Source organism: Streptomyces sp. 8N706 (assembly GCF_052245415.1).
Taxonomy (GTDB): Bacteria; Actinomycetota; Actinomycetes; order Streptomycetales; family Streptomycetaceae; genus Streptomyces.
This window is the reverse complement of record NZ_JBQQBW010000023.1, coordinates 17,461-39,900: the sequence shown is the minus strand read 5'-3', so window position 1 is coordinate 39,900 and position 22,440 is coordinate 17,461. Positions and strand designations below refer to the sequence as shown.

At 68.3% G+C, this 22,440-nt stretch carries 20 protein-coding genes and 3 pseudogenes; 18 read left to right on the top strand and 5 right to left on the bottom strand.

What is annotated here, in order from left to right:
• Positions 1 to 64 precede the first annotated feature (64 nt).
• A complete protein-coding gene (gene folE / locus ACTWQE_RS11675) occupies positions 65 to 778 on the top strand; it encodes a GTP cyclohydrolase I (protein WP_443328815.1) in 714 nt (237 codons plus the stop codon).
• A complete protein-coding gene (locus ACTWQE_RS11670; RefSeq protein ID WP_443328814.1) occupies positions 771 to 1,667 on the top strand; it encodes a dihydrofolate reductase family protein in 897 nt (298 codons plus the stop codon). Before folE ends, ACTWQE_RS11670 begins: the two co-directional genes overlap by 8 nt.
• A gap of 314 nt (positions 1,668 to 1,981) precedes the next feature.
• On the opposite strand, the gene ACTWQE_RS11665 is transcribed toward ACTWQE_RS11670, so the two are convergent.
• The gene (locus ACTWQE_RS11665; RefSeq protein WP_443328813.1) at positions 1,982 to 2,467 is read right to left on the bottom strand and encodes a winged helix-turn-helix transcriptional regulator; all 486 of its coding nucleotides are present in this window, start codon (positions 2,465 to 2,467) and stop codon (positions 1,982 to 1,984) included.
• Between the two features lie 261 nt (positions 2,468 to 2,728).
• On the opposite strand from ACTWQE_RS11665, the gene ACTWQE_RS11660 reads away from it, so the two are divergent.
• The 7 genes from ACTWQE_RS11660 to ACTWQE_RS11630 all read left to right on the top strand — a co-directional run bounded on the left by ACTWQE_RS11660 (position 2,729) and on the right by ACTWQE_RS11630 (position 11,630).
• Positions 2,729 to 4,522, top strand: a complete 1,794-nt coding sequence (locus tag ACTWQE_RS11660) for a LamG-like jellyroll fold domain-containing protein (protein ID WP_443328812.1) — start codon at positions 2,729 to 2,731, stop codon at positions 4,520 to 4,522.
• A gap of 126 nt (positions 4,523 to 4,648) precedes the next feature.
• Positions 4,649 to 6,778, top strand: a complete 2,130-nt coding sequence (locus ACTWQE_RS11655; protein WP_443328811.1) for a glycerophosphodiester phosphodiesterase family protein — start codon at positions 4,649 to 4,651, stop codon at positions 6,776 to 6,778.
• A gap of 100 nt (positions 6,779 to 6,878) precedes the next feature.
• A complete protein-coding gene (locus ACTWQE_RS11650) occupies positions 6,879 to 7,091 on the top strand; it encodes a DUF6188 family protein (RefSeq protein ID WP_443328810.1) in 213 nt (70 codons plus the stop codon).
• Positions 7,069 to 7,251, top strand: coding sequence for a DUF6188 family protein (locus tag ACTWQE_RS11645; protein WP_443328809.1), 183 nt, complete (start codon positions 7,069 to 7,071; stop codon positions 7,249 to 7,251). The genes ACTWQE_RS11650 and ACTWQE_RS11645 overlap by 23 nt, the downstream gene beginning before the upstream one ends.
• Before the next feature lie 393 nt (positions 7,252 to 7,644).
• Positions 7,645 to 8,040 (top strand): hypothetical protein, encoded by a 396-nt coding sequence (locus ACTWQE_RS11640; RefSeq protein ID WP_443328808.1) that lies wholly within the window; start codon positions 7,645 to 7,647, stop codon positions 8,038 to 8,040.
• Positions 8,041 to 8,509: 469 nt separating this feature from the next.
• Positions 8,510 to 10,324: a stealth family protein gene (locus ACTWQE_RS11635; RefSeq protein WP_443328807.1), complete on the top strand. Its 1,815-nt coding sequence runs from the start codon at positions 8,510 to 8,512 to the stop codon at positions 10,322 to 10,324.
• 496 nt (positions 10,325 to 10,820) lie between these two features.
• Positions 10,821 to 11,630, top strand: coding sequence for a hypothetical protein (locus ACTWQE_RS11630; protein ID WP_443328806.1), 810 nt, complete (start codon positions 10,821 to 10,823; stop codon positions 11,628 to 11,630).
• 232 nt (positions 11,631 to 11,862) lie between these two features.
• On the opposite strand, the gene ACTWQE_RS11625 is transcribed toward ACTWQE_RS11630, so the two are convergent.
• The gene (locus ACTWQE_RS11625) at positions 11,863 to 12,012 is read right to left on the bottom strand and encodes a hypothetical protein (protein WP_443328805.1); all 150 of its coding nucleotides are present in this window, start codon (positions 12,010 to 12,012) and stop codon (positions 11,863 to 11,865) included.
• A gap of 61 nt (positions 12,013 to 12,073) precedes the next feature.
• Between ACTWQE_RS11625 and ACTWQE_RS11620 the strand changes: the two are divergent.
• The 7 genes and pseudogenes from ACTWQE_RS11620 to ACTWQE_RS11590 form a co-directional block, all read left to right on the top strand.
• Positions 12,074 to 12,523: pseudogene (locus tag ACTWQE_RS11620) on the top strand (FAD-dependent oxidoreductase); the annotation flags it as partial.
• 638 nt (positions 12,524 to 13,161) lie between these two features.
• Entirely contained in the window at positions 13,162 to 14,646 is a 1,485-nt protein-coding gene (locus ACTWQE_RS11615) for a Dyp-type peroxidase (RefSeq protein ID WP_443328804.1), read from the top strand.
• 347 nt (positions 14,647 to 14,993) lie between these two features.
• Positions 14,994 to 15,590, top strand: a complete 597-nt coding sequence (locus tag ACTWQE_RS11610) for a hypothetical protein (protein ID WP_443328803.1) — start codon at positions 14,994 to 14,996, stop codon at positions 15,588 to 15,590.
• Between the two features lie 334 nt (positions 15,591 to 15,924).
• Positions 15,925 to 16,323 carry a PepSY domain-containing protein gene (locus ACTWQE_RS11605; protein ID WP_443328802.1) on the top strand — a complete coding sequence of 133 codons (399 nt, stop codon included), beginning with the start codon at positions 15,925 to 15,927 and terminating at the stop codon, positions 16,321 to 16,323.
• A 144-nt stretch (positions 16,324 to 16,467) separates the two neighbouring features.
• Positions 16,468 to 17,250, top strand: coding sequence for a response regulator transcription factor (locus ACTWQE_RS11600; protein WP_443328801.1), 783 nt, complete (start codon positions 16,468 to 16,470; stop codon positions 17,248 to 17,250).
• The gene (locus ACTWQE_RS11595; protein ID WP_443328800.1) at positions 17,247 to 18,704 is read left to right on the top strand and encodes an ATP-binding protein; all 1,458 of its coding nucleotides are present in this window, start codon (positions 17,247 to 17,249) and stop codon (positions 18,702 to 18,704) included. The genes ACTWQE_RS11600 and ACTWQE_RS11595 overlap by 4 nt, the downstream gene beginning before the upstream one ends.
• A 75-nt stretch (positions 18,705 to 18,779) precedes the next feature.
• Positions 18,780 to 19,232 (top strand): annotated as a pseudogene (locus ACTWQE_RS11590) (LysR substrate-binding domain-containing protein); the annotation flags it as partial.
• Between the two features lie 46 nt (positions 19,233 to 19,278).
• On the opposite strand, the gene ACTWQE_RS11585 reads toward ACTWQE_RS11590, so the two are convergent.
• Together ACTWQE_RS11585 and ACTWQE_RS11580 are read right to left on the bottom strand one after the other, a co-directional pair.
• Positions 19,279 to 20,046, bottom strand: coding sequence for an alpha/beta fold hydrolase (locus ACTWQE_RS11585; protein ID WP_443328799.1), 768 nt, complete (start codon positions 20,044 to 20,046; stop codon positions 19,279 to 19,281).
• Positions 20,043 to 20,411: a DUF1330 domain-containing protein gene (locus tag ACTWQE_RS11580; protein WP_443328798.1), complete on the bottom strand. Its 369-nt coding sequence runs from the start codon at positions 20,409 to 20,411 to the stop codon at positions 20,043 to 20,045. Before ACTWQE_RS11580 ends, ACTWQE_RS11585 begins: the two co-directional genes overlap by 4 nt.
• An 84-nt stretch (positions 20,412 to 20,495) precedes the next feature.
• Between ACTWQE_RS11580 and ACTWQE_RS11575 the strand changes: the two genes are divergently transcribed.
• Entirely contained in the window at positions 20,496 to 21,098 is a 603-nt protein-coding gene (locus ACTWQE_RS11575) for a TetR/AcrR family transcriptional regulator (protein WP_443328797.1), read from the top strand.
• Positions 21,099 to 21,436: 338 nt separating this feature from the next.
• Here the strand turns inward: ACTWQE_RS11575 and ACTWQE_RS11570 are convergent, their stop codons facing one another.
• A complete protein-coding gene (locus ACTWQE_RS11570) occupies positions 21,437 to 21,847 on the bottom strand; it encodes a Fur family transcriptional regulator (protein WP_443328796.1) in 411 nt (136 codons plus the stop codon).
• 182 nt (positions 21,848 to 22,029) lie between these two features.
• On the opposite strand from ACTWQE_RS11570, the pseudogene ACTWQE_RS11565 reads away from it, so the two are divergent.
• Positions 22,030 to 22,438: pseudogene (locus tag ACTWQE_RS11565) on the top strand (Fur family transcriptional regulator).
• Positions 22,439 to 22,440: the final 2 nt, after the last annotated feature.

Here is a 22,440-nt window from a genome sequence, read left to right as displayed (position 1 = left end):
TAATGGAAGCGACGAACTGGAGCGAGACGCATTCGTCCCGTCTTGAGGCTGCGATGTGAACGATGTGAACGATCAATCACCGCAGGTGAACGGTCCCCCACCCGTCGCAGGGCTGGTCGGTGAAGGCCTCGTACCCATCACGGACGAGGTCGAGTGGGCGGCTGTGTCTCCGCGACAGATCACCCCCGGAGAGTGGCAACGTTTCGAGGGCTACCTGAAGGAGATCTTCGGGGCGCTGGGCCTGGCCGTCGGATCAGCGGCCACGGCTGATACGCCCCGCCGCTTCCTCCGGGCCCTCTTCGACGCCACCAGTGGGTACGAGGGCGACGAGAAGCTGGTCACCGCTTTCGAGACCGAGTGCCATGGCGGTTCGGACTGCCGGATCAGCCAGGTGGTCGAAGGGCCGATACCGTTCTTCTCGCTCTGTGAGCACCACAGCCTGCCCTTCTTCGGCAAGGCCTACGTCGGCTACATCGCGCACGAGCACATCCTCGGACTGTCCAAGCTGACCAGACTGGTGAGGCTGTTCGCCCGCCGGTTCTCGATGCAGGAGCGCATCGGCCGCCAGCTCGCGGAATCCTTGCAACAGATCCTGCAGCCACACGGCGTCGCGGTCCACTTGGAAGCTGTGCATCTGTGTACGCAGATGCGCGGGGTACGGGAGATCGAGTCCAGCACCCGTACCACCCACTGGCGGGGCACCTACGACGAGGATCCGCAACTGCGTGCCGAATTCTTCACCCTGTGTGGCCAGCGGGGTCTGGCCGGACATGGCTGAGGATGGCGCCGCGTATCCCGCCGGCGGAACACCGTCAGGCTCCTTGCAGCCCCTGGAACTGCTGCACGAGGAGGCGGGGCAGCCCCGCTTCGGCCTGCCCCCGGAGCTCGCTACGGCCTACGGCGGCGATCTGGGGTTCACCCCGCCGTGCGTGTACGCCAACTTCGTCACCTCCATCGACGGAGTGGTCGCCCTCGGCCCCGAATACCCCTCCTCCGGCTCGGCGATCAGTGGACGTGAACCGGCGGACCGATTCGTCATGGGACTGCTGCGCGCCTGTGCCGACGTTGTACTCATCGGGGCCGGCACGCTCCGGGCCACGCCCGGCCACCGGTGGACACCCGACCACGTGTGTCCGCAAGCAGCACCCGACTTCGCCGAGCTACGGCGCAGCCTGCGACGCGCTACCCGGCCGGAGTTGGTCGTGGTCACAGCGAGCGGCGACGTGCCCACCGAGCACGAGGCCCTGCAGTCGGGCGCCCTCATAGCCACCACAGTGGACGGCGCCCGCCGATTGGACGGACGCCTGCCACCGACATGCCACATACTCACCGCGGACGAAGGATCCACCCTCCGTATGGCCGACGTACTCGCGGCTCTCCACGCCCAGGGGCACACCGTGGTGCTCACCGAGGGCGGGCCGCACCTCATCGGTCACCTGCTGGGTGAGGGCCTGCTGGATGAACTGTTCCTGACGACATCGCCGGTACTCGCCGGCCGTGCCGACACGTCCCGACCCGGGCTGATCGCCGGGCTCGAACTTCTGCCGAACCGGCCGACGTGGACGGATCTGATCAGCGCACGGCGACGGGACTCGTACCTGTTCCTCCGCTACCGACTTCGAACCCCACGCGCACATGGAGGCCCGCGACCAGCGCTGGCCCATTGACGCGGGGAAGGATGCGGGATACCGGCTGCCCGCCCACAGGCCGGACATCTTCCCGGCCGAGATCACCAAGCCATGTTCGGCAAGGCTTCGCTGGAGTTCGGAGGCTTTCCAGATGCCCTTGTTCGCGGCGGTCAGCCGCAGTTCCACTTCATCGAAGGACCTTCCAGCCGCTTCGCGGCCCGCTGCTGCCCGACCATCCAGGCGTCCTCGATCCCGGTCTGCTGGACGTGTAATGGTGGAGTCGGGGATGGGAACTCTTTGAATGCCTCTCCCTCGGGCCGTCCTCGTGGCTCGGTTGACGGGATCCCGTCAGGTCAGGACCGTGGCTGTGGTGGATGAGCGTCGTCGTAGCGGCGCCGGTTGTATCCGATTTCCTTTCGGTGGGCGGTAGCCCATTCGCCCAGGGCGGTGGCGGCGCCCAGCAGTGTCGAGCCGAGTTCGGTCAGCGTGTACTCCACGCGGGGAGGAACGCTGGCATGGACGGTGCGGGTCAGCAGACCGTCGCGTTCGAGTTGCCGCAGCGTCAGTGTGAGCATCCGCTGCGAGATGCCGGTGACGGCACGGTGAAGCTCACCGAAGCGCAGAGTGCGGTCGCGGAGCTGTCCGATGACCAGGATGCTCCACTTGTCGCCGATCACGCCAAGGATCTGCAGCACCTGCCGGCACACGTCCTCTTCCTGGCCCCCGGCGCGGGCGTAGGTGCACCGATAGGCGGTGCGGGAGGGCCACCAGGTGGCGGGGTCCTGGTCGCCCTTGGACTGGTTGACGTTGTCGGTGACAACTTCGCGTCGGTTTGTCATGTCCGCGAACGCCAGTGATCTCACTCCTGAGGCGCTGCTTTCGGCCAGTATGTGACTGACCTTGACTATGAAGCATCTGTGAAACTTGTACTCTCCAGGTAAAGATACGTCGAGTTGGTTACGCCAGGGTTCATTCGAAGCGCGGCCAGCTTGGGTGCTGACCGGCCTGACCTGCCGCAACGCGCACCCGACCAAGCATGCTCGCGCGCTTTGATGCGCGGCATGCCTGATTGTTGAGAGTTCATGTATGGGGGGCCTTGTATGGGATGGCGTAGCGCGCTCGGGCGGCCGACGGCCGTGCTGCTGGCGGCGTTAGTCGTAGCGAGCGCTTGGGGCTCCGGGCCGATGGTCGGTGTTGCGCGGGCTGAGCCCGGTGATGAGCTGGACTCCCTGACAGAGGATTTCGCTTACCCGGACCGGGACAAGCTGTTGGCCGAGAAGGGCCTGAAGCTCATCTCCGGTGACGGGAACATCACAGTGGCCGACTGCGCATCCGGGGGCAGTGATCTGGTGCGGATCAACAGCCGTACCGGCGGCAATGTATGTTTTGCGGTCTCCGGGCCTGTGGGCTATCTGGCTCTGGAGATCGAGCGGAGCTATCTGGCGAAGTCCGATACCCGGAACGACGTCACGGCCACGGTGCGCACAGAGGATCCCAGGACCAACGAGAGCAAGGTCGAAGAGATCGGCCTCGAGCCTGGGAACTGGAAGTCGCTGGGCGAGGGGATCGACCCCAACCTCGCGTCCACGGTGCTGGAGCTCAGTGTCGGCGAGGACAAGCCGGGGGCGGTGTTGTCCGGCGATGCGGCCCGTCCGTGGCTGGGCCGTGTCGTTGTGGGCCGGCCCGGCCAGAATGGCAGCCGGGGCTGTAGTGGTGCTCTGGTCGACAGGACTTGGGTGCTGACCGCGGCCAGCTGCTTCTCCGACCATCCGGCCAATCCTGTGCAGGCGGGCGCGCCGGCGCGCGAGGCGACGGCCGTCTTCGCGGGCAAGGCCCCGGTAAGGATCAACTACGTGGTGCCGCGTGCTGACCGTGACGTGCTGCTCGCCCGGTTGGCCGCTCCGCTCACCGATATCGCTCCTGCCACGCTCGCCGGAAACGCCTCCACCGACGGAGCGGCGCTGGTCGCCGCCGGATACGGCCGTACCGGCACAGCTTGGGTGCCTGATGCCCCCCACAACAGCAACGTCGCCCAGAGCAGCACCACCGCGACCACCGTGGGGCTGACGGGCGGCCGGATCTGCAAGGGCGATGCCGGCGGTCCGGTCCTCGACGGGAACGGGCGTATCACAGCAGTGCAGAGTCTCGCTGACCACGCACAATGCCTGGGCCAGTCCGGACAGGGCAGCAGCGCCACTGCGGCCCGCACCGACAACATCGCCGCATGGCTCAACAGCAGCGCCTTCACCGGCAAAGCGGCTTTCGGTCTGGATGAGAGTGCCGGGTCGCGGCGTGTGCTGGGAGGCGCGGCGCAGGAGTTCACCGCGGCACTGGCTGGTGGCGCCGAGCCGGGTGCTGTCGGCAAGGTCGGTACCGGGCTGAAGCTGAACGGAACCTCGGCATACGCGGCCACGGCCGGCCCGGTCGTCGACACCACCAAGTCGTTCTCGGTATCGGCATGGGTCAAGCTGGACAACAAGAACGTCAATCACACGTTCCTGTCGCAGGCAGGGACACGGGCCAGCGGGTTCCAGCTGTACTACTCCAAGCACTACGACAAGTGGGTGTTCAACCGGCACACCACGGACACCGACGACACGGAGATCGCGCGGTCGATGAGCTCCGAGACGGCGCAGACCGGGGTCTGGACGCATCTGGCCGGCGTGTACGACGCGTCGGCCAAAAAGGTACAGCTGTTCGTCAACGGCAAGCCGCAGACGGCGGCCGACTTCACCACCCCCTGGCGGGCCACCGGCGGCCTCCAGATCGGACGGCTGCTCTACCAGACCACCTTCCAGGAGAACTTCGCCGGAACCATCGACAACGTCCGCGTCTGGGCCAAGGCCGTCGGAGTCGACGAGATCTTCAACGACGGCATCCAGGTCAAAAACTAGCAGTCGCTGAATCGATTCCTTACCGGGGCCCGGTCCTGCAGGTCCTGCCGGACCGGGCCCCGGTCTTCGCCAGCACCGGAGACCCGCTCTCCGCATGCTCGATCGCTTGATGAGCGAGGATCAGAAATGAAACCCCAGGGCAGATTCGTGCTGCCATTAATCCTGACAACGGCAATAGCCACGGCCCTGCCGACGGCCGCGTCGAGTGACCTCCTCGCGGCATCGCCCGCAGGGCGGGCCTTCCCCCTCCAGTCCACCGCACTCACCGAAAAGGCTGCTTTCGATCTGGATGAGCGTGCAGACTCGCGGCGTGTGCTGGGAGGCGCGGCGCAGGAGTTCACCGCGGCGTTGGCCGGTGGCGCCGAGCCAGGTGCTGTCGGCAAGGTCGGCACCGCGTTGAAGCTGAACGGAACCTCGGCATACGCGGCCACGGCCGGTCCGGTCGTGGACACCACCAAGTCGTTCTCGGTATCGGCATGGGTCAAGCTCGACAACAAGGACAGGAACCACACCTTCCTTTCCCAGGCCGGGGATCGCGCCAGCGCGTTCCAGCTGTACTACTCCAAGGCCTACGACAAGTGGGTGTTCAACCGGCACTCCACGGACACCGACGGTCCGGACCTTGTCCGCGCACTGAGCAAGGATGCCGCGCAGCTGGGTGTGTGGGCCCATCTGACCGGCTCCTATGACGCGGACAAGCAGACGCTGTCGTTGTTCGTGAACGGTCGGCTCCAGCAGTCGGTGCAGGTGACCACTGCGTGGCGGGCCACTGATGGACTGCAGATCGGCAGGCTGCGCTCGCATGGCGCCTGGAAGGAGTACGCGTCCGGCGTCATCGATGACGTGCGGACCGTGCAATCGGCGGCCACGCAGGCCGACGCGAATGCGCTCTTCGAGGGCGGGCTCCCCACACACCTGCAGGAGCTGGCCTCCTTCCCGTTGGATGAGGCCGCGGGTGCCACGCGCGTCAGCGGAGGCATGGGCGCCGGTCCGGTCGCGACGGTGGCCGGAGGCGGTGCCCGGCTCGGTGCCGCGGGCAAGGTCGGTTCGGCGTTGAAGCTCAACGGAACCTCGGCATACGCGGCCACGACCGGCCCGCTGGTGGACACGACGAAGTCATTCTCCGTGTCGGCATGGGTCAAGCTCGACAACAAGGACAGGAACCACACCTTCCTCTCCCAGGCCGGCAATCGCGCCAGCGGGTTCCAGCTGTACTACTCCAAGGCCTACGACAGGTGGGTGTTCAACCGGCACACCGCAGACGCCGACGACACGACGATCGTCCGGTCACTGAGCACGGACGTGGCCCAGACCGGAGTCTGGACGCACCTGACCGGGGTGTACGACGCCTCGGCCAAGAAGGTCCAGCTCTTGGTGAACGGCAAGCCCCAGGCAGCGGCCGACTTCACCACCCCGTGGCGCGCCGCGGGTGGCCTCCAGATCGGACGGCTCCTCTATCAGGGCACCTTCCAGGAGCACTTCGCCGGAACCATCGACGACATCCGTATCTGGGACCAGGCCGTCGTGATCGGCTGCTCCCGTACGTATGCCATCGGGCATCGCGGCGCACCCGAGATCGCCCCGGAGAACACGATTGCCTCCCTCGAGGCGGCGGCTGACCGCGGCGCGGACTGGGTCGAGACCGACGTGCAGCTCACGAAAGACGGTCAGCCGGTCATCATGCACGACGCGACCGTGGACCGGACGACCGACGGGACCGGACGCGTCGATGAACTCACCGCCGAGGAGATATCCCGGCTGACGGTCAAGGGCGGAGGCCGCGTTCCCACTCTGGAACAGGCGTTGTCCTCGCTCAAGGGCAGGTCCGCCCGGCTCCTTCTGGAGATCAAGGGACCGCAGCCCTCCGCAGAGGTCAACCACGTCCTCAGGCTCGTCTCCGAGGCCGGAATGACCGAGCGCACGGTGCTCCAGTCCTTCGACGAGAACGTGGTGCGGGATGCGGCCGCCTCCCCACACAGGACCAAGGTCGCGCTGCTCCGGTCGACCCTCGATTCGGACCCCGTGGCCACCGCCCGGAAGTTCTCCCTCAGCGCGTACGCGGTCAAGTTCAACGGCCTCTCGGCCCGTCCCGCGGCGGTGGACCAGCTCAAGGCGGCCGGTGTCGAGGTGTTCGTCTGGACGGTCGACACCGAAAGCCAGTGGCAGACCGCGACGTCGTGGGGCGTCGCCGGCGTCATCACCGACCGCCCGGATCAGTTCCTTCACTGGCGGGAATCGCACTGCGCAGAAAAATGACTACCCGATCGAACCCGACGGAAAACCCGGCTCGAAAGCGACCACGCACATTCCCGATGAATCCTGATGGCACCTATCCGCTTCCGGCGGGGTGGTAGGAATGGACCTGAACCTTCGAGGTCAAGCAGTTACCCGGGTCTGCTTCGACGCAACTTTCACGCTCCTGACCAGCGGAGAATGCGAACTGCGCGTTGAGACGGAGGCGGTTCTCCAAGTCTCGGCCGAGGGTCAGGTGTCTTTCGATCCGGAATCCCCGGAGGTTGTGGCCGCCCATCTCACCCGACTGGCTCGTGAACGTGATCACTCTGACTGAGGTGGGGAGAGCCGGGGATCTCGTGATCGAGTTCGAAAGCGGCATGAAACTGACTGTCCAGCCGGATGACGATTACGAGGCCTGGGGGCTTGTCGGGCCGAAGGGAAGGCTAGTGACCTGCATGCCCGGAGGGGAGATCGCGGTGTGGGGTGCGGAGTAATAGTCGGCGGCAACCTGGAGGCCTGACCTTCACCTCACATCTCCTGGCGCATGCAAGAGCAGTCTGTGGCCCCGCCGGAAGCTGGCGGATTCCAACGGTCGTCGCAACACGTGATCGGTGTTAGGCGGTCGTGAGCAATTTGGAAATCGTCTCAATTGGCGAGTCGGCGGTAGCAGATGAGGGTGCAGGCGAGGAAGTGATCGGCCTTGCGTTTTCGTAGCGGCGGTGGAGTCGGCGGGATCCGACCAGGCCATGCGCGCAGAGGGTCCCAGGACCAACGAGAGCAAGGTCGAGGAGATCGGCCTCGAGCCTGGTCCGGCCACTACCGGCCTTATGGTCCGTACGCTGAGAAGGCGGCGGTCGACACATTCAACAGGAACGGAATGAAAGCCGATGGCAAGTACATCGCCGCATGGGAATGCCCCTGATGCTGTCCAGGATTTCCGTCGGTGCGTCCACGAGGTGCTGCGTATCGCGGATTCCTCGTGCGGAGTCGAGTCGCTGGAAACCGCGCTGGAGACCACGCTCCGGATTGTTCGGGACAATCTCCATCTGAAGGCACAGTTCGAGACGGAAATCGTGTCCTTGATGGACACATTGGACGAGGGAGTCGTCGAGCTGGTCTCCTTCGTGATGCATGAGCTCCGCTGGTCACCGGTCAAAGAGGAGATCGAGCGGCGGCTCGCGAATCCGACGGGCGATGTCAGTGAGCGTCGTCATGACGAGGCCATGCTCGACGCCTTTTACGACACATGGAGGGACAGAGATCTCTACAAGAGATTCGGGTGATCGCGGCTTCAAGGTAACTCGTCGGTGTGCGTCGCTCAGGGCACGGCCGCCCACCCGGCCCGCACCCGGCTCCGCAGCCGTGGGGCCGGGTGCGGCCAGGCCGCGCAGAAGGCCAGCGGATGACGGGCGCGATACGGTCCCGGCACCGGGTGGCCGTCATGGGGTGACAGGCGGCCGAGCCGGCCAAGAAGGCCGAAGCGCCGTCGCAGCCGCCCGTAAGGACGCACAAGCGGCGAACCGCTCGGCAGAACAGGCCCAGCACACCGCGGCCATCGCGGACGGTCGGCATACCAGGGGTCGGCAGGTTCGACGCGCTGCATTGTGCTGCGTGGATCGAGACCGTATCCGGCCGATGTGCCGCTGAAGGCCTCACACTCCACTTCGTTCCATCCTCTGTCGCCGTTCCACCGGCGCTCACAGACTCAGCCCGGCGCAGGGATGCGCTAGAGAAAGAATCGGAGACACCGCCATGCCCTCGCGCCTGAAGACCGCAGGAGAACGCCTGCTTCCCGCCCATGTCCGCGAACGGCGCCAGCGCCAACGGCAGGAGCTGCCCCGTCAAGCAGCGACGGAGGCGGCCGAGCGGGAGCGACGGAAGGCCGAGCTCGAGAGAGCCGAGAAGATTGCCGCCCGTCGCAAGGCACTGCTGAAGGGCGACGCAGACCTGGCCCAGGTGACCGTCGGCGGGCAGCCCTTCTTCGGCCGGCGGGTGGGGCCGTTCACGGCCGCCGACGCAGCAGCCCGGAACCTGACGCTGGTCGCCGATGCCCTGCAGCACGCAGACGTCGAGTACTTCCTGGTCCCCGGCCGCTCACCACTCCGGCACGTGGTCGGCGTTCGCCTGCAGGACCGCAAGGCAATGCTGGAGGCACTGCGCGAGCTGTATGCGTCCACGGCGTTGTACGCGATGAAGCCGGGCAAGGAAGCATGGCCGGCCAAGGCCGCGCTATACGCGGACGGTGCCCTGCCCACCACCCTCAAACAACAGGACACCATCCGCTTCGGCGAGATCCTGCTCGGCCCCGCAGGCCAGGTGCTCGCCGACCTCTCCCAGGGCTGCGACGTGGAGTTCTGGCGCGCGGGAGACCGGCTTCTCGCCGACAGCGACACCGGCAACGATCGCGCCGCCGAGCTGATCACCACGCTGCGCACCCAGGCCCCGCCGGCCATGCTCTCCGGAGCCCTGGTCGCTCCCCGCCCCAACGCCGTCTCCGACATCCTGCCCGCCGAGGCCCTTATACCGGCCACCCGGACGATATCCGGCCGCGCGCACCCCACCTGGGCCGACTTTCTCCAGCCCCGCATCGACACCGTCGACTTCCCGATCGATGTCGTCTACACCTGGGTCGACGGAAGCGATCCCGTCCTCACCGCCCAACGCGAGGCCTGCCGAAGCGGCGGCCAGTCGCCCCGTATCCATGCTCGCGAGACCAGTGCCTCCCGCTACACCAGCCACGACGAACTCAAATACTCCCTGCGCTCACTGCAGATGTACGCTCCATTCGTCCGCAACGTCTACATCGTGACCGACCGCCAGAGCCCCGACTGGCTCGACACCAGCGCCGCGGGCATCGAGGTCATCGACCACAAGGACATCTTCAGCGACCCCTCCGCCTTACCGGTCTTCAACTCCCATGCCATCGGCACCCAACTCCACCACATCGACGGCCTTTCCGAGCACTACCTCTACTTCAACGACGATGTCTTCCTCGGCCGTCCCATCACCGCCGGCCACTTCTTCCACGGCAACGGCGTCGCCAAGCTGCCCTTCTCACCGTTCCAGTTGGGGCTCGGGGCCCCGCACCCGGACGAGCCCGCACCCAACGCGGCCGGCAAGAACGTACGCCGCCTCCTTCTGGACGCACACGGCCGGTTCACCGTCAACAAGTTCATGCATACCCCGCACCCGCAGATCCGGGCCGTCATGAGGGACATCGAGGAGCTGTTTGCCGAGGACGTCGAGCGCACCAGTCGCTCCCGTTTCCGCGCCACCACCGATATCGCCATGGGCGCCTCGCTGCACCATCACCATGCTTACCTGACCGGCCGCGCCGTGCCCGGAACCTTCAAACTGCGCTACGTCGACGTCGCCCAGCCCGACGCAGCCGACCGCATGGCCGACCTTCTGGCCACCCGCCGCTTCGATTTCTTCTGCCTCAACGACGTCAACACCCCAGCCGAGCTGCAGGAACGCATCACAGGCGAGATGCACAGCTTCCTGGAGACGTACTTCCCCTTCCCCAGCCGCTATGAGCGTCCGGCTGTGCAACCGCTCGCAGCCTGAGCCCGCAGCTGGTGAGGTGCCACCTGAAATCCAAGCATCTGACTTACCCCGGCGACCCGTTGTGTTCTTCGCGGTCCTGCAAGAGGCCGCTGACCTCCGGGCCCGGCATGACGGTGTCCCTGTTGAGCGATGACCTGGGAGGTGGGGTCACCGGGCCCGAGGGGTGCCGTTGGAGACGCTGATGAGAGGTCCGACTACCGCCCGGCCGGGCGCAACGACCGGCCGCTTGCGGGCGGCAGGTCTGCACTGCCGGGTCATCCCCACGTGCGCGGGGATGGCTTCGTCCTGAGAGCGGACAGCACTTCGACACAGGTTCGGGAGGCACGAGGCCCCGAGGGCCGGGACGGGACGTTCATGAGTTTCGACTGCACCCTGCCTTCGTCGCGGGCCGACTGAGGCACGGTACTCGGTGCTCCTTCAGGACCCTCGCCCATGGAGAGCTTGCCGATCACGCCTGGTCCGGCATGAGCCGAACGGGACGGCGTAGAGTGACGCAATGTCCCTGCCTGCCGACCGGCCCGCCCTCGACCTGCTCGACGCCCACCTGGAGGCCCTCTGGGATGGAACGGACCTCCCGCTCCCGGAGGTTCCCGACGGGCTTGCCGCAGGCGAGGCGGGCGAGCTCGTCGACTGGGTCCTCGACCGGCTCCGGAGCATCCCCCGCGAGCCGAAGGACGTCTTCGCCCGCCGCGTCGGCAGCCTGTTGACGGAATTCCGCAGCCGCAGCTGTCCCTGGAACGCGGCGGCCCTGCGGCTGCTCGACGACGCCTACACCTTCGCGGCCACGGGCCCCCGCCGGCACGAGGACTGGGCGCACGACGTCCTCGCCGTGCTGCACCGCGCGGTCCGCGACCCCCGCGGCTCGGTCCGACTGGACTGGGACCGTACCAACACCGCCCGCGACACGGTGCCCGCGTACCCCTTCGCCCCGCCGGCCGCATCGCAGTTCCCCGACCGCCTGTACCCCGTGGAGGCGGAGTCGGCGGTCACCGCGCTCGCCGTCATGACCGAGCAATGGCAGTCGGAACCCGCCCCCGTCCGCTCCCGCCCGGACCGGGACGCCGTCCTGGCGGACGCCCGAATCCTCCTCGACCGGTACGGACCCACCGCGAGCTACTGGACCAACGCGACGGCCGCCGCCTCCGACCCGGCCCCGGACTTCCTCGCGCCGGGCCTCCAGGGCACCCGCTCCCATCTCTTCGTCACCTCCGAATACCTCAACGGCCTCGACCTGTTCGAGGACCTGGGCCTGATCGCGGTGACCGACGACGAGGTGGGCGTCTTCTGGTCGTTCGGCGCGTACTGACGTACGGTCGGCCCATGACGCACGCCCTCCTTTGTACGAGGTGGTGGAAGCGGCGTTCGACGATGCCGTGGCGCCGGTAGACGGCTTTGTCGAAACGACAGGGCTGCTCCCGACAGGAACACTTCTGCCATGGACCAGGCGAACAGATCGTTGTGCCGCTCGAGGGGCAGGAGCGCCGCGGTCTCGACCAGGGCGGCAGCCGCGAACCAGTCGGAGCCGTAGACATCTCTGCTCATGTAGTGGGCGCGCGGCCGTCGGCGAGGATGGCGACCGAGCCGGATCTGCAAGCCACCGCGCGGCGGCTCTCCGGGACGGGCGCGACCTGATGATCCTCGACGAGCCGTCCGCCGGCCTGGACGCCGAGGCCGAACACGAGATCCACGCCTCGCTGCGGTCGCACCGCGAGGGGAGGACCAGCCTGCTCATCTCGCACCGGCTCAGCACGGTGCGCGATGCCGATCAACGTGGAGTTCTGGAACGAGCTGCTGACGCGGCCAAACCGCCTTGCCCCGGTGGCGGTGACCCGGCCGCCGCGGCCGATGGACGCGGCGGCGCCAGGGACGCTGGTCGACGAGGCGCAGCGCCAGCTGCGCGAGCTGCACGGCGCCGACGCCCGCATCCCCGACCCGACGGCGGCCTACTTCCAGGATTGGGTGCAGGACCCGTACGGAGCGGCCTACCACTTCTGGCAGGTGGGGGCGAAGAGTTGGGAGATCATGCCGCGGATGCGCCACCCGTTCCCCGACGCCAACCTGTACGTCTGCGGATCGGCGTGGTCGACCGGTCAGGGCTGGGTCTACGGCGCACTCACCCAGGCCGAGCTGATGCTCGAGGAGCACTTCGGCCTGCCCCGTCCGACGTGGCTCTCGCCAAGCGCCTACCTCGGCCCATAGGCCGCCAGGGCGGCACGTCGGCCGACCGGACCACGGCCAGCCGGCGCGCACTTTGTGCCGTAGTCGCGTGCCAGGCGCCGGGATCTCCCGGGAGCTGTCGCTGTTGGCGTGGACGCGGCGGTGCACCGGTGGTGGGCAGACCGCACGGCCACCTTGGGCGGCGCGACCGGTCAGAAGCTGTCCGCCCGCCGTGGCCCCCTGAACCCGACTACGCCACGAGACGAAGCCGCCCATCCAACCAATCGCGGCCACCTCCTCGGAGGCACGAACCCTGTTTCTCGTTCGCCGGATACGCCGCGTCGCGGCTGTCTCATCGACTTCGTGACTGGGCCCCGACGGAACCCGCGGTGCGTTGGTGCGCGCCACTTCGACGCGGCCGTCGGGGCGGGCACGCCCTCCCTCCACGGCGACGCCCGCCCTCGTCGGCTCATCCGGCCGGGCAATGCCGACGGGCTACGGGGAGCGGCCCGCTTCCCAAGAGCGCCATCCTGTCAAGCGACAAAGGCCATGCGTGGGGTTGCCCCGGGCGCCCGGAGTAATCGCACACCTGCCCCGTTAGCCGTCGCGAGCCTCATGGGAACAGATCAGTGCCCGCTGTGCCCATGCCCCCTGTTCTCTCGCGAACGGAGTAGGACGCCATGCCGCTCGACCTCGCAAACACCTCGCCCATCGGTCCGAAGGCCCCCTTCGCCGACCTCCCGTCCGACCTCGACAAGTACCTGAAGGACATCCAGGGCAATATCCTCAAGAGCCATGGCCGCGACCACAGCCAGCACCTGTTCGTCCAGTTCACCGACCCGGCCAAGGCCAAGAAGTGGCTCGTCTCAATGGCGGGCCGTGTGACCTCGGCCTCGAAGCAGTGGAACGACTCGCTGCAACGGCGCAAGATCTTCGCCGAAGCGGAGAAGCAGCCCAATCCGGCCGCCTGGCGCGAGGCACAACTTGCCCAGCAGGCGAGTGGCATCTTCATCAACGTGCTGCTGTCCAAGAAGGGGTACGACAAGCTGGGCATGCCCGCGGGGCAGATTCCGCAGGACGCGGCGTTCGTGCGCGGCGCGCAGAACGAGGAGACGATCAGCAGGCTCGGCGATCCTCCGGTAACGGCACCCGCCGGGCACGACCAGTGGGAGGCCGAGTTCCAGCAGGACATGCACGCCCTCGTCATCGTCGCGGACGACAGCCCGGGCAAGGTCGCGGAGGAGGCCGAGCGGATCGGCAACGAGGTCGGGAAGAGCGGCGGAAAGATCGCGCACAGAGAGATCGGAACCGTTCTGCGCTACGGAGAGAACGGCCCGGTCAGGGAACACTTCGGATTCGTCGACGGGGTCAGCAACCCCTTGTTCTACGCCGCGGACGTCGAGAAGGTGAAGCCCGTGGGCGGGATCCGGTACGACCCCTCAGCCCCGCTGGGGCTCGTCCTCGTCAAGGACCCGGGCGGGGACAAGGAGACCGGATACGGCTCGTACTTCGTCTACCGCAAGCTCGAACAGAACGTCGCACAGTTCAACCACGACAGGTTCGTCCTGGCCACCGCGATCGCCCAGGCCGACGGCCGGGAAGCGGCCAACGAGGCCGACAAGGAGCTGGCCGGCGCCTACATGGTGGGACGTTTCCGCGACGGTGCCCCGGTGGTGAAGTTCGCCTCGGAGAACGGGGGCGGCGAGGAAATCCCCAACAACTTCGACTACGAGACGGATCCGAACGGCGACAAGTGTCCGTTCCAGGCGCACATCCGCAAGACCAACCCTCGTAACGAAACCGGCAGCCCGCGTGAACGAGACGCCCGCATCATCCGCCGGGCCATCAGCTTCGAAAGGGGCGGAAAGGTCGGCCTGCTGTTCCTGTGTGCGCAGAGCAGCATCCAGAGCCAGTTCGAGTTCATGCAGAAGTCCTGGTGCAACGATCCCAAATTCTTGCGTCCCGAGGTGAAACCGACGCCGACAGGTATGGACACCGGACTCGACCCGGTCGTCGGCCAGGGGGAGGCGGCAGAACAGGAATGGCCGAAGAAGCACGGCGAGGATGAGCGGATCAAGGCCACTCTGAAGCAGCCGGTCATGATGAAGGGCGGCGAGTACTTCTTCATGCCCAGCCTGAGTTTCCTCAAGAAGGCCGGTGCGTAGCGCGCTGCACGCCCGCCCCGCTGCCGCAGCAGCGGCGTTGGCAGCAGGCGAAGCGAGGCTCCACCCGAGGGTTCCGGGTGGAGCCTCCCACGGTCTTGCCGTCCCATCGCCGACCCGCCTCGATGGCGGGTGACCTCGGCAAGTTCCAGGCACGACCGGAGACATACGAGCAGGCCGCCGACCCGCACACGTTCATTCTGCCGGAGAGCTGACCGGAAGGAAGCCACGGAGCCGGCCCCCCACGGAAGACCGCCAACCGGGCGGCTCCCGGGCCGGTCCGTCATCGTGGCAGGCCGAAGGGGCGATACGCGCGGACCCAGGTGGCCTCGGACGAGGGAGGAGAGACCGTGGACGACCTTGACGCTCAAGAGGCCCGGAAACCCACATCGGTCGGCACAGGCGTCCATGGCCCCCCTGCCCAGGCAGGGGTCATTGGCGTCGGGCTCGCCGCCGTGCTGACGTTCGCACTCGCGCAGGGCTCCTGGGAATGGTTCGCTGCATACATCGGAGTGACGCTTCTCGCGGTGATCTTCTCCTTCTATCGCCTGCCGCCATGGATGCCCGGCCTCCGCTCTGCGTACGTGCAGAATCTGGTCGCATACTCGATGGTGGTGGGCCTGTGCGTCGCGATCGCGCTGGCACCGGTGCTGCAGCGCTCGGCGTGGCTCTTTCCCATGCCAGGCACCCGCAGCGACTGTCGGGAGCTGGGCAAGTACGAGCGCCTCCGCACGGAGTCCTCGCTGGCGAACCTCGCCGGTCGCGACAGTGCCGCCCTGGCCTACGCCCAGGACAGCCAGAGCCATGACGCCGTTGCCGACTGCCTCGCACACACCACGACCCGGTGGCTGCCACTGTATGGACTCGGGGCGGCCGTGCTGGTGGGTCTGGGCGCGTGGTCCTTCGACCGTGCCCGGGCGCGGAGGGAAGCGGACCTGGCCACCTGAAGCCCTTGTCGTCGGTGCTGGGGTGGGGACGGCTCCCCCGTACCGCTCGGCACGTGCGGCCCCAGCCCGGCCCATTCCTCGTTCGGCGCATCACCGCGCCCCACGCCGCCGGAAGGATCAGAACGTACGGCAGTCACACGACCCGCCGGACAGGCCCTGGCGCGGCGTCCGGCGCGGGAGAAGAGTTATCCGCTTCCTGGCGGTTTGCTGGCCGTGCGCTGGCCGGCCCTTAGCCGGCCTGTTTCTAGGGTCGTTGACGTTTCCCAGGCCCGGGTCGCGGACCGCTCACCGGATGCGTCTCGGGCCAAGGGTGTCCCCGATCGACGGAGTTGTTATGAACGTGAAGACCCGCGCCCTGACTGCCCTGTCCACCGGCCTTCTGCTCTTCGGCCTGGTGGCCTGCGGCGGATCCGACTCCGGTGACACCGCCTCCGACGGCGGCAACGCGCAGGCGTCGCACGGCGCTGCCGCCGGGGACGGGTCCGCGGAGGCGGAAGGCGGCGATGCGGTGGAGACGCCGCTGACCGGCGAGGCGAAGCAGAAGGCCGAGGCGGCGGCGCTGAAGGCGTTCCCGGGCACGGTGATCAAGTCCGAGGAGGACGAGGAGAACCCCGGGACCTACGCGGTGGAGATCAAGAAGTCGGACGGCAGTGAGATCGAGGTCTACCTCGACCCGAAGACGTACAAGGTCGTCAAGACCAAGAACGAGGACGGCGACGAGGACGGCAGCTGACCCGCGGCGCCGCAGGGGCGGTCCGGCGCCCCGCCCCTGCGGTACGCCGGTCACCCGATTGGGGCGGCAGGGTGCGCCCCGGAGGGCACGGCGGTTTGTGTGACCACGGCACGTGTGACGGGTGAACTGTGTGAGTCTGGCGCGATGCAGGTGTTGCTCATTGAGGACGACGAACGCATCGCCGGTCCGCTGGCCGAGGGCCTTGGCCGGTACGGGTTCACCGTGGAGCGGGCCCGGACCGGGGCCGCCGCGCTGGCGGCGGCCGAGCCGGAGATGGTGCTGCTCGATCTGGGACTGCCCGACATGGACGGCATCGACGTCTGCCGCGTGTTGCGGCAGCGTTCCGACGTACCCATCATCATGATCACCGCGAGGGGTGAGGAGATCGACCGCGTCCTCGGCCTGGAGCTCGGCGCGGACGACTACATGGCCAAACCGTTCGGCGTACGCGAACTGGTGGCCCGCATCCGGGCAGTGACCCGCCGCGCCCGGCCCGCCGCAGCGACCGGCATGGGTGGCACCGGAATCGCCGGGCAGCCCAGAGCAGTGGCCCCAGCCATCGGCGGCCCGCCGACCGCGGACGGCGTGCAGCAGGTGGGGCCGCTGGGCATCGACCGCCGTACTCGGCAGGTGCATCTCGCCGATCGCGCCGTCGCGTTGGCGCCGAAGGAGTTCGACCTGCTCGCCTACCTCGCTCAGGACCCCGGTGCTGTCTACTCGCGCCAGCAGATCGTGGACCAGGTCTGGGATCCGCACTTCTTCGGCCCCACCAAGACGCTGGATGTGCACGTGGCTGCGCTACGGCGCAAGTTGGGCGACGCGGCGTGGATCGAGACCATCCGCCGGGTCGGCTTCCGCCTGCGCGTCCCCGACGCCTCCGGCCCCGCGGCGGGCGCCGCGCCCGGGTATGGGCTGGATGACCGGTGATCCGGCGGCTGCTGGCCAGCTATCTCGGCCTGGTACTGCTGGTCCTCCTGGGCCTGGAGATCCCTTTCGGTCTCGTCTACGCCCGCGGCGAACTATCCCGCTTCTCCAACAGCCTCGAGCGCGACGCCGGGATGCTGGCTGAGCTCGCCGAGGAGCGCATCGAGGAAGGCGAGCGTGCCGAACTGCCCCGGCTGGCAGGCGACTACGCCAGGGAGACCGGTGCCCGCGTCGTCATCGTCGACAAGACCGGCACCATCCTGACCGACACCGCCGGCCCCACCGGCGCGGACCTGTCAGCCCAGCCGGACATCGCCGCCGCCCTGCGCAACCGGCCCACCGTGGGCGCCGCCCGCGACGCGGCCACCGGCACCGAGACCCGGTACGCCACCATGCCCGGCTCCTCCGGCGCCACCATCCGCGGCGCGCTGCGGCTCAGCCAGCCCACCACCGTGCTCGACGGCCGCGTCCGCGACATCTGGCTCACCCTCGCCGCCACCGGCCTGGGCGTCCTGGCCGCCGTGGCCCTGATCGCCTCGGCGCTGGCCCGCTGGATCGTCCGCCCCGTCCACGCCCTCGAACGCGCCACCGCCCAACTCGCCGACGGCACCCTCACCACCCCGCCCGCCACCGACGTCGGGCCGCCCGAACTGCGCCACCTGGCCGCCTCCTTCACCCAGACCGCCACCCGCCTGCAGCACCTCCTCAAAGCCCAGCGCGCCTTCGCCGCCGAAGCCTCCCACCAGCTCAAAACCCCACTGACCGCCCTGCGGATACGCCTGGAGAACTTCGAGCCCTACCTCGACCCCTCCGCCCACGACAGCCTCGACGAAGCCATCGATGAGACCGAACGACTCGGCCGCATGATCCAAGGACTGCTCTCCCTGGCCCGCCTCGAGAACAGCGCCCTCACCCCTGAACCGGCCGACCTCGACGCCATGGTCGCCGACCGCGCCGCGACCTGGGAGCCGTTCGCCGCCGAACAGCACATCCGCATCGCCGTCACCGGCCGCCCTGTCGGCCAGGTCTGGGCCATCCCCGGAGCCCTGGAACAGATCATCGACAACCTGCTCGCCAACGCCCTTCGCCACTCGCCCCCCGCCACCACCATCACCCTCGCAACCACCGTCACGCACCAAGCCGTCGAACTCCACGTCATCGACCAAGGCCCCGGCATGAGCGAAGCCGAACGCCGACGCGCCTTCGACCGCTTCTGGCGCGCCTCCGACACCCACCACGACGGCACCGGCCTCGGCCTGCCCATCGTCGAACAACTCACCCGCGCCAGCGGTGGCCACATCACCCTGGAGTCCGCCCCCGGCGGCGGGCTCGACGCCGTGATCCGCCTCCGGCCCGCCACCATCAGTGCCCCGCCCCATCCCCCGGCCCCTGCCTCCCCACCGGCCCCGCAGGCCCTGAACAGCATGTTTGATCCTCGACGAACCAACGTGTCCTGAAGATCGCACGATTGAGACAGAACGGCCCCCAGGGCCTTCACATACCAGGAGAGGACGTGTGCCGGCCGGGTCCCCCTACGGGAACTTGCCTCCGAGCCGTGGATCGTCGGGGACGTGCGCAACTGCTGCGGCGCGGTGACCCGCTCCGTCTGCGCGGCCGGCGGCTTCACGCCCGAGGTCCGCCACGCGGTGAACGACTGGCAGTCGCTCGCAGCTCTCGTCGAGGCAGGGGCAGGCGTGGCTCTCGTACCGCGTCCGGTCCAGCCGCTGCACCGCCCTGCCCTGGTACTACGCGCTCCCGAAGGACAACCGCCCACCCGCCATGTCTTCGCGGCAGTCCGGGCGGGCGTCGAGAACGACCCCGTGCTGACCGCTGTCCTGGAACGGCTGACCGCGGCAGGCAAGTCGGCTGTCCGGCCCCCCACCAACTCCGGCACTGCCCGTGATCCGCATTTTTTTAGCCCTCACGTGAGCGGCACACCGACCCGGTCCCAGGCGTCGAGCACCGCCCGGTACTCGACGCGCTAGGGGTCCGTTGGTTCGCCGTTCGTCAACGGCACCCGCCTCCGGTCCATCAACCCTGCGCCCAGAACGTGGTCAGGGCACGGGCTCCACGCGCCGGGTCCTGGGTCATCCACCAGTGGCCGAGTCCGTCCAGGGTCTCGACGCGGGCGCCTGCGCGACGGGCCGCCCGCCGACGTTGCCGGTCGGTGCCGACCATATGGTCCTCGGTGGCAAGGAGCGCCAAGCCGGGCCGCTGCGCCGCATGCTCCAGGTCCCGGCCGAGCTCGGCCATCACCGGCTGCGCGGCGGAGCGGTAGAGCGCGAGCACGGCCCGGCCCATCGTCTCGTCCTGCGCCGCGGCGATCTGCTCGGCCACCGGCTCGCTCATGCCGCGCTCGACGAGCGACGCGGTGCGCGTGTCGACGGCTGCACCGAACCGCTCGGCGACGTCGGCTTCTCCCTCTCCAGGGGTCTGCCACCGTTGGGCGAGCTCATGCCAGACGTAGTCGCGGTCGAACAGCCCGACGACGTCGCTCGCCCAGCTGCTCAGCAGCTCTGGGCGGCTGATGGCGACATTCAGAACGTGGGCGCCGCCCCAGTCGTGGCCGACCAGGTCGACAGGTTCCCCGAAGTCCTCCAATGCGCCGATCAGCCAGTCACGGTATTCGCCGACAGCCGCGCCGAACCCGGCCGGCAGGGGTGCGCCGAAACCAGGCGGCGAGAGGCAGATCAGCCCCGCACGCGGCGAACCGGCGCGGTCGAGCTCAGCGAGCAACGGGTCCCATACCGCCTCCGTCTCGGGATTGCCATGTACGAATACTGCCGGCACCGCGCTCACGCCCCGGTCGGCGCGGTCGGCTGCAGCACCGTTTCCACGAGCGCCTCACTGCGCAGGGGGGCCACCGCGCGGTACTCGGGATCGCGACACACGTCCACGAACGCCTGCCGGTTCGGGTAGCGCACCAGCACGACCGTGTCCCAGGCCTGCCCGTCCTCGGCGGCCAGTGCACGCCCATCGCAGCCCGGGTACTCCCCCTGCAGCCCGTACCGCGCGTTGACCGCTACGCCGAGCGCATCGGCGTAGCGCTGCCAGCTCTCACGGCCACCGTCCGGACGGAAACGCAGGAGGTTCGGCATCACCACGGGACCACCCGGGTCCTCTGCGAGCAGCACATCCAGGTCGCGGTCATCGATCTCGATCATTCACGCCTCCAAGCCGGCCTGTTCGGAGACGTCACCCTCACATACTTGTCAGTCAACACGCAAGTTTCTTGTTAGGGTGCCTGCATGGTCACCACTCGCCGTACCCAGCAGGAGCGCCGGGCCCGGGCCGAAGCCGCACTGCTCAACGCGGCTGCCGAACTGGTCGTCCAACACGGGGTGCGGTCCCTGACGCTGGCGCGGGTCGGCGAACAAGCGGGTTACAGCCGCGGGATCGTCACCCATCACTTCGGGTCCAAGCAGGCCCTCCTCGAGCGACTGGCCCGCGCGACGCAAACCGGCTTCGTGCCCGGGCTCGCAGACCTCCCGCCCGGACTGGACCGGCTGCTGCGACTCATCGACGGCTACGTCGGCGCCCTCGGGGACGTCGGAATGATGAACCGGGCCTTCCTGCTGCTGTGGGCCGAAGCGGCCACCGCGTCCGAACTGGCCCCGATCTTCCGCGAGCGCGACGAGACATTCCGCTCCGACCTGCGCTCCGACGTCGCCGCCGGAATCGCCGACGGCGACGTGCGTCCGGACGCCGACCCCGGCGACGTCGCCATCGCGGTCGTCGGACAGCTGCGCGGGATCGGACTGCAGCGCCTCCTCGACCCACATACCGTCGACACCGCACGGCTGCGCCACACCGTCACCGATTACTGGCGCCAGGCATTGCGCGTCCCCTAGGGATCGGATCGCCTCGATCGCCACTGGCGGGCGCATGCACATGTGCTGTCCGCCATCCGAGTCGCAGCCCGCGCCCGCGCCTGGAGTGGTCGTACGTGATCAGTCAAGCAGTCGGACCGTCACCCTCGGGCGCACGCCGGCGGGCTGGGGCACCGCCGGCCCCCGCGACACCGGGCCGTTCGGTCGCCGGCTGACGCCGGCGAGGACGAGGACGGCGAAATCCCCATGACAGCCCGTCAACACCCCGGAAGGCACACCTGGAAGCCCGCAGACCAGCTTGTGGGAGCAGGTGGGTCCATCGGCCGACGCGGCCTGGGGCGTTCCAGGGCAAACATTCCCTACGCGCAGGATGGGCACAGCCCGCGGTAGGTGACCTCGACCTCGGACACCGTGAAACCGAACCGTCCCTCCGCCGGGAGGTCGGCCAGCGGATTGCCGGTCGGGTGGACATCGCGGATGGTGCCGCAGTCGGAGCACACCAGGTGCTGGTGCGGGTGGTGTGCGTTGGGGTCGTAGCGCTTGGCGCGGCCGTCGGTGGAGACCTCTATGACCTCACCGAGGGAGACCAGCTCACCCAGGGCGTTGTAGACGGTCGCCCGGGAGATCTCGGGCAGCCGCTGTGCCGCGCGGGCGTGCACCTCGTCGGCCGTGAGATGCACGTGGTCGCCGTCGAGGACCTCCGCAACGACACGCCGCTGGGAGGTCATCCGCCAGCCACGCCCACGCAGTCGCTCCAGCAGGTCACTCATATCGGCGCACCTATTCAGGTTGGTCGGGATACACGAAGTTTACCCGTGGGCGTCAAAGTCCCGAAGGGATGCAGGCTTGACGCGCTTCTTGACTTAGATCCTGTCCATCGTAGGATCGGTTCCGGCTATCGCCAAGGGGCAGGAAGACTCCAGTACGGCAGGAGACGGAGACGTGACGGGACATCGCCGAGGAGCTGCGCGGTGCCGACCTGCGGGGTGACGGCCGTCCGCGGCGCGCTGCTCGAGACGTCCGGGACGGTGGTCACCTCGACGTCGAGGCAATCGTCTCCGCGGTGTGCCATCCCGTGGCCCATATCTCCCTGTACGTCGTGGGTGAGTCCCTCCACGCGCTCACCGCGGCGGGGCGTACGCCGCAGAGAACCGGTCGGCAGCCCGGCCCGGTTCGAGGGGCGCGTCGGGGACAACCACCACCCCGTCGTGTGCCGGTCGTGCGGTGTCGCCGACGTCGACTGCGAGGTCGGCGAGGCCCCCTGCCTGACCCCGTCCGACGACCACGGCTTCTCGAGCGACGAGACCGAGGTCAACTACTGGGGCCTGTCCCCCGACTGTTCCACTGCCCGCAGTTCCTGAGC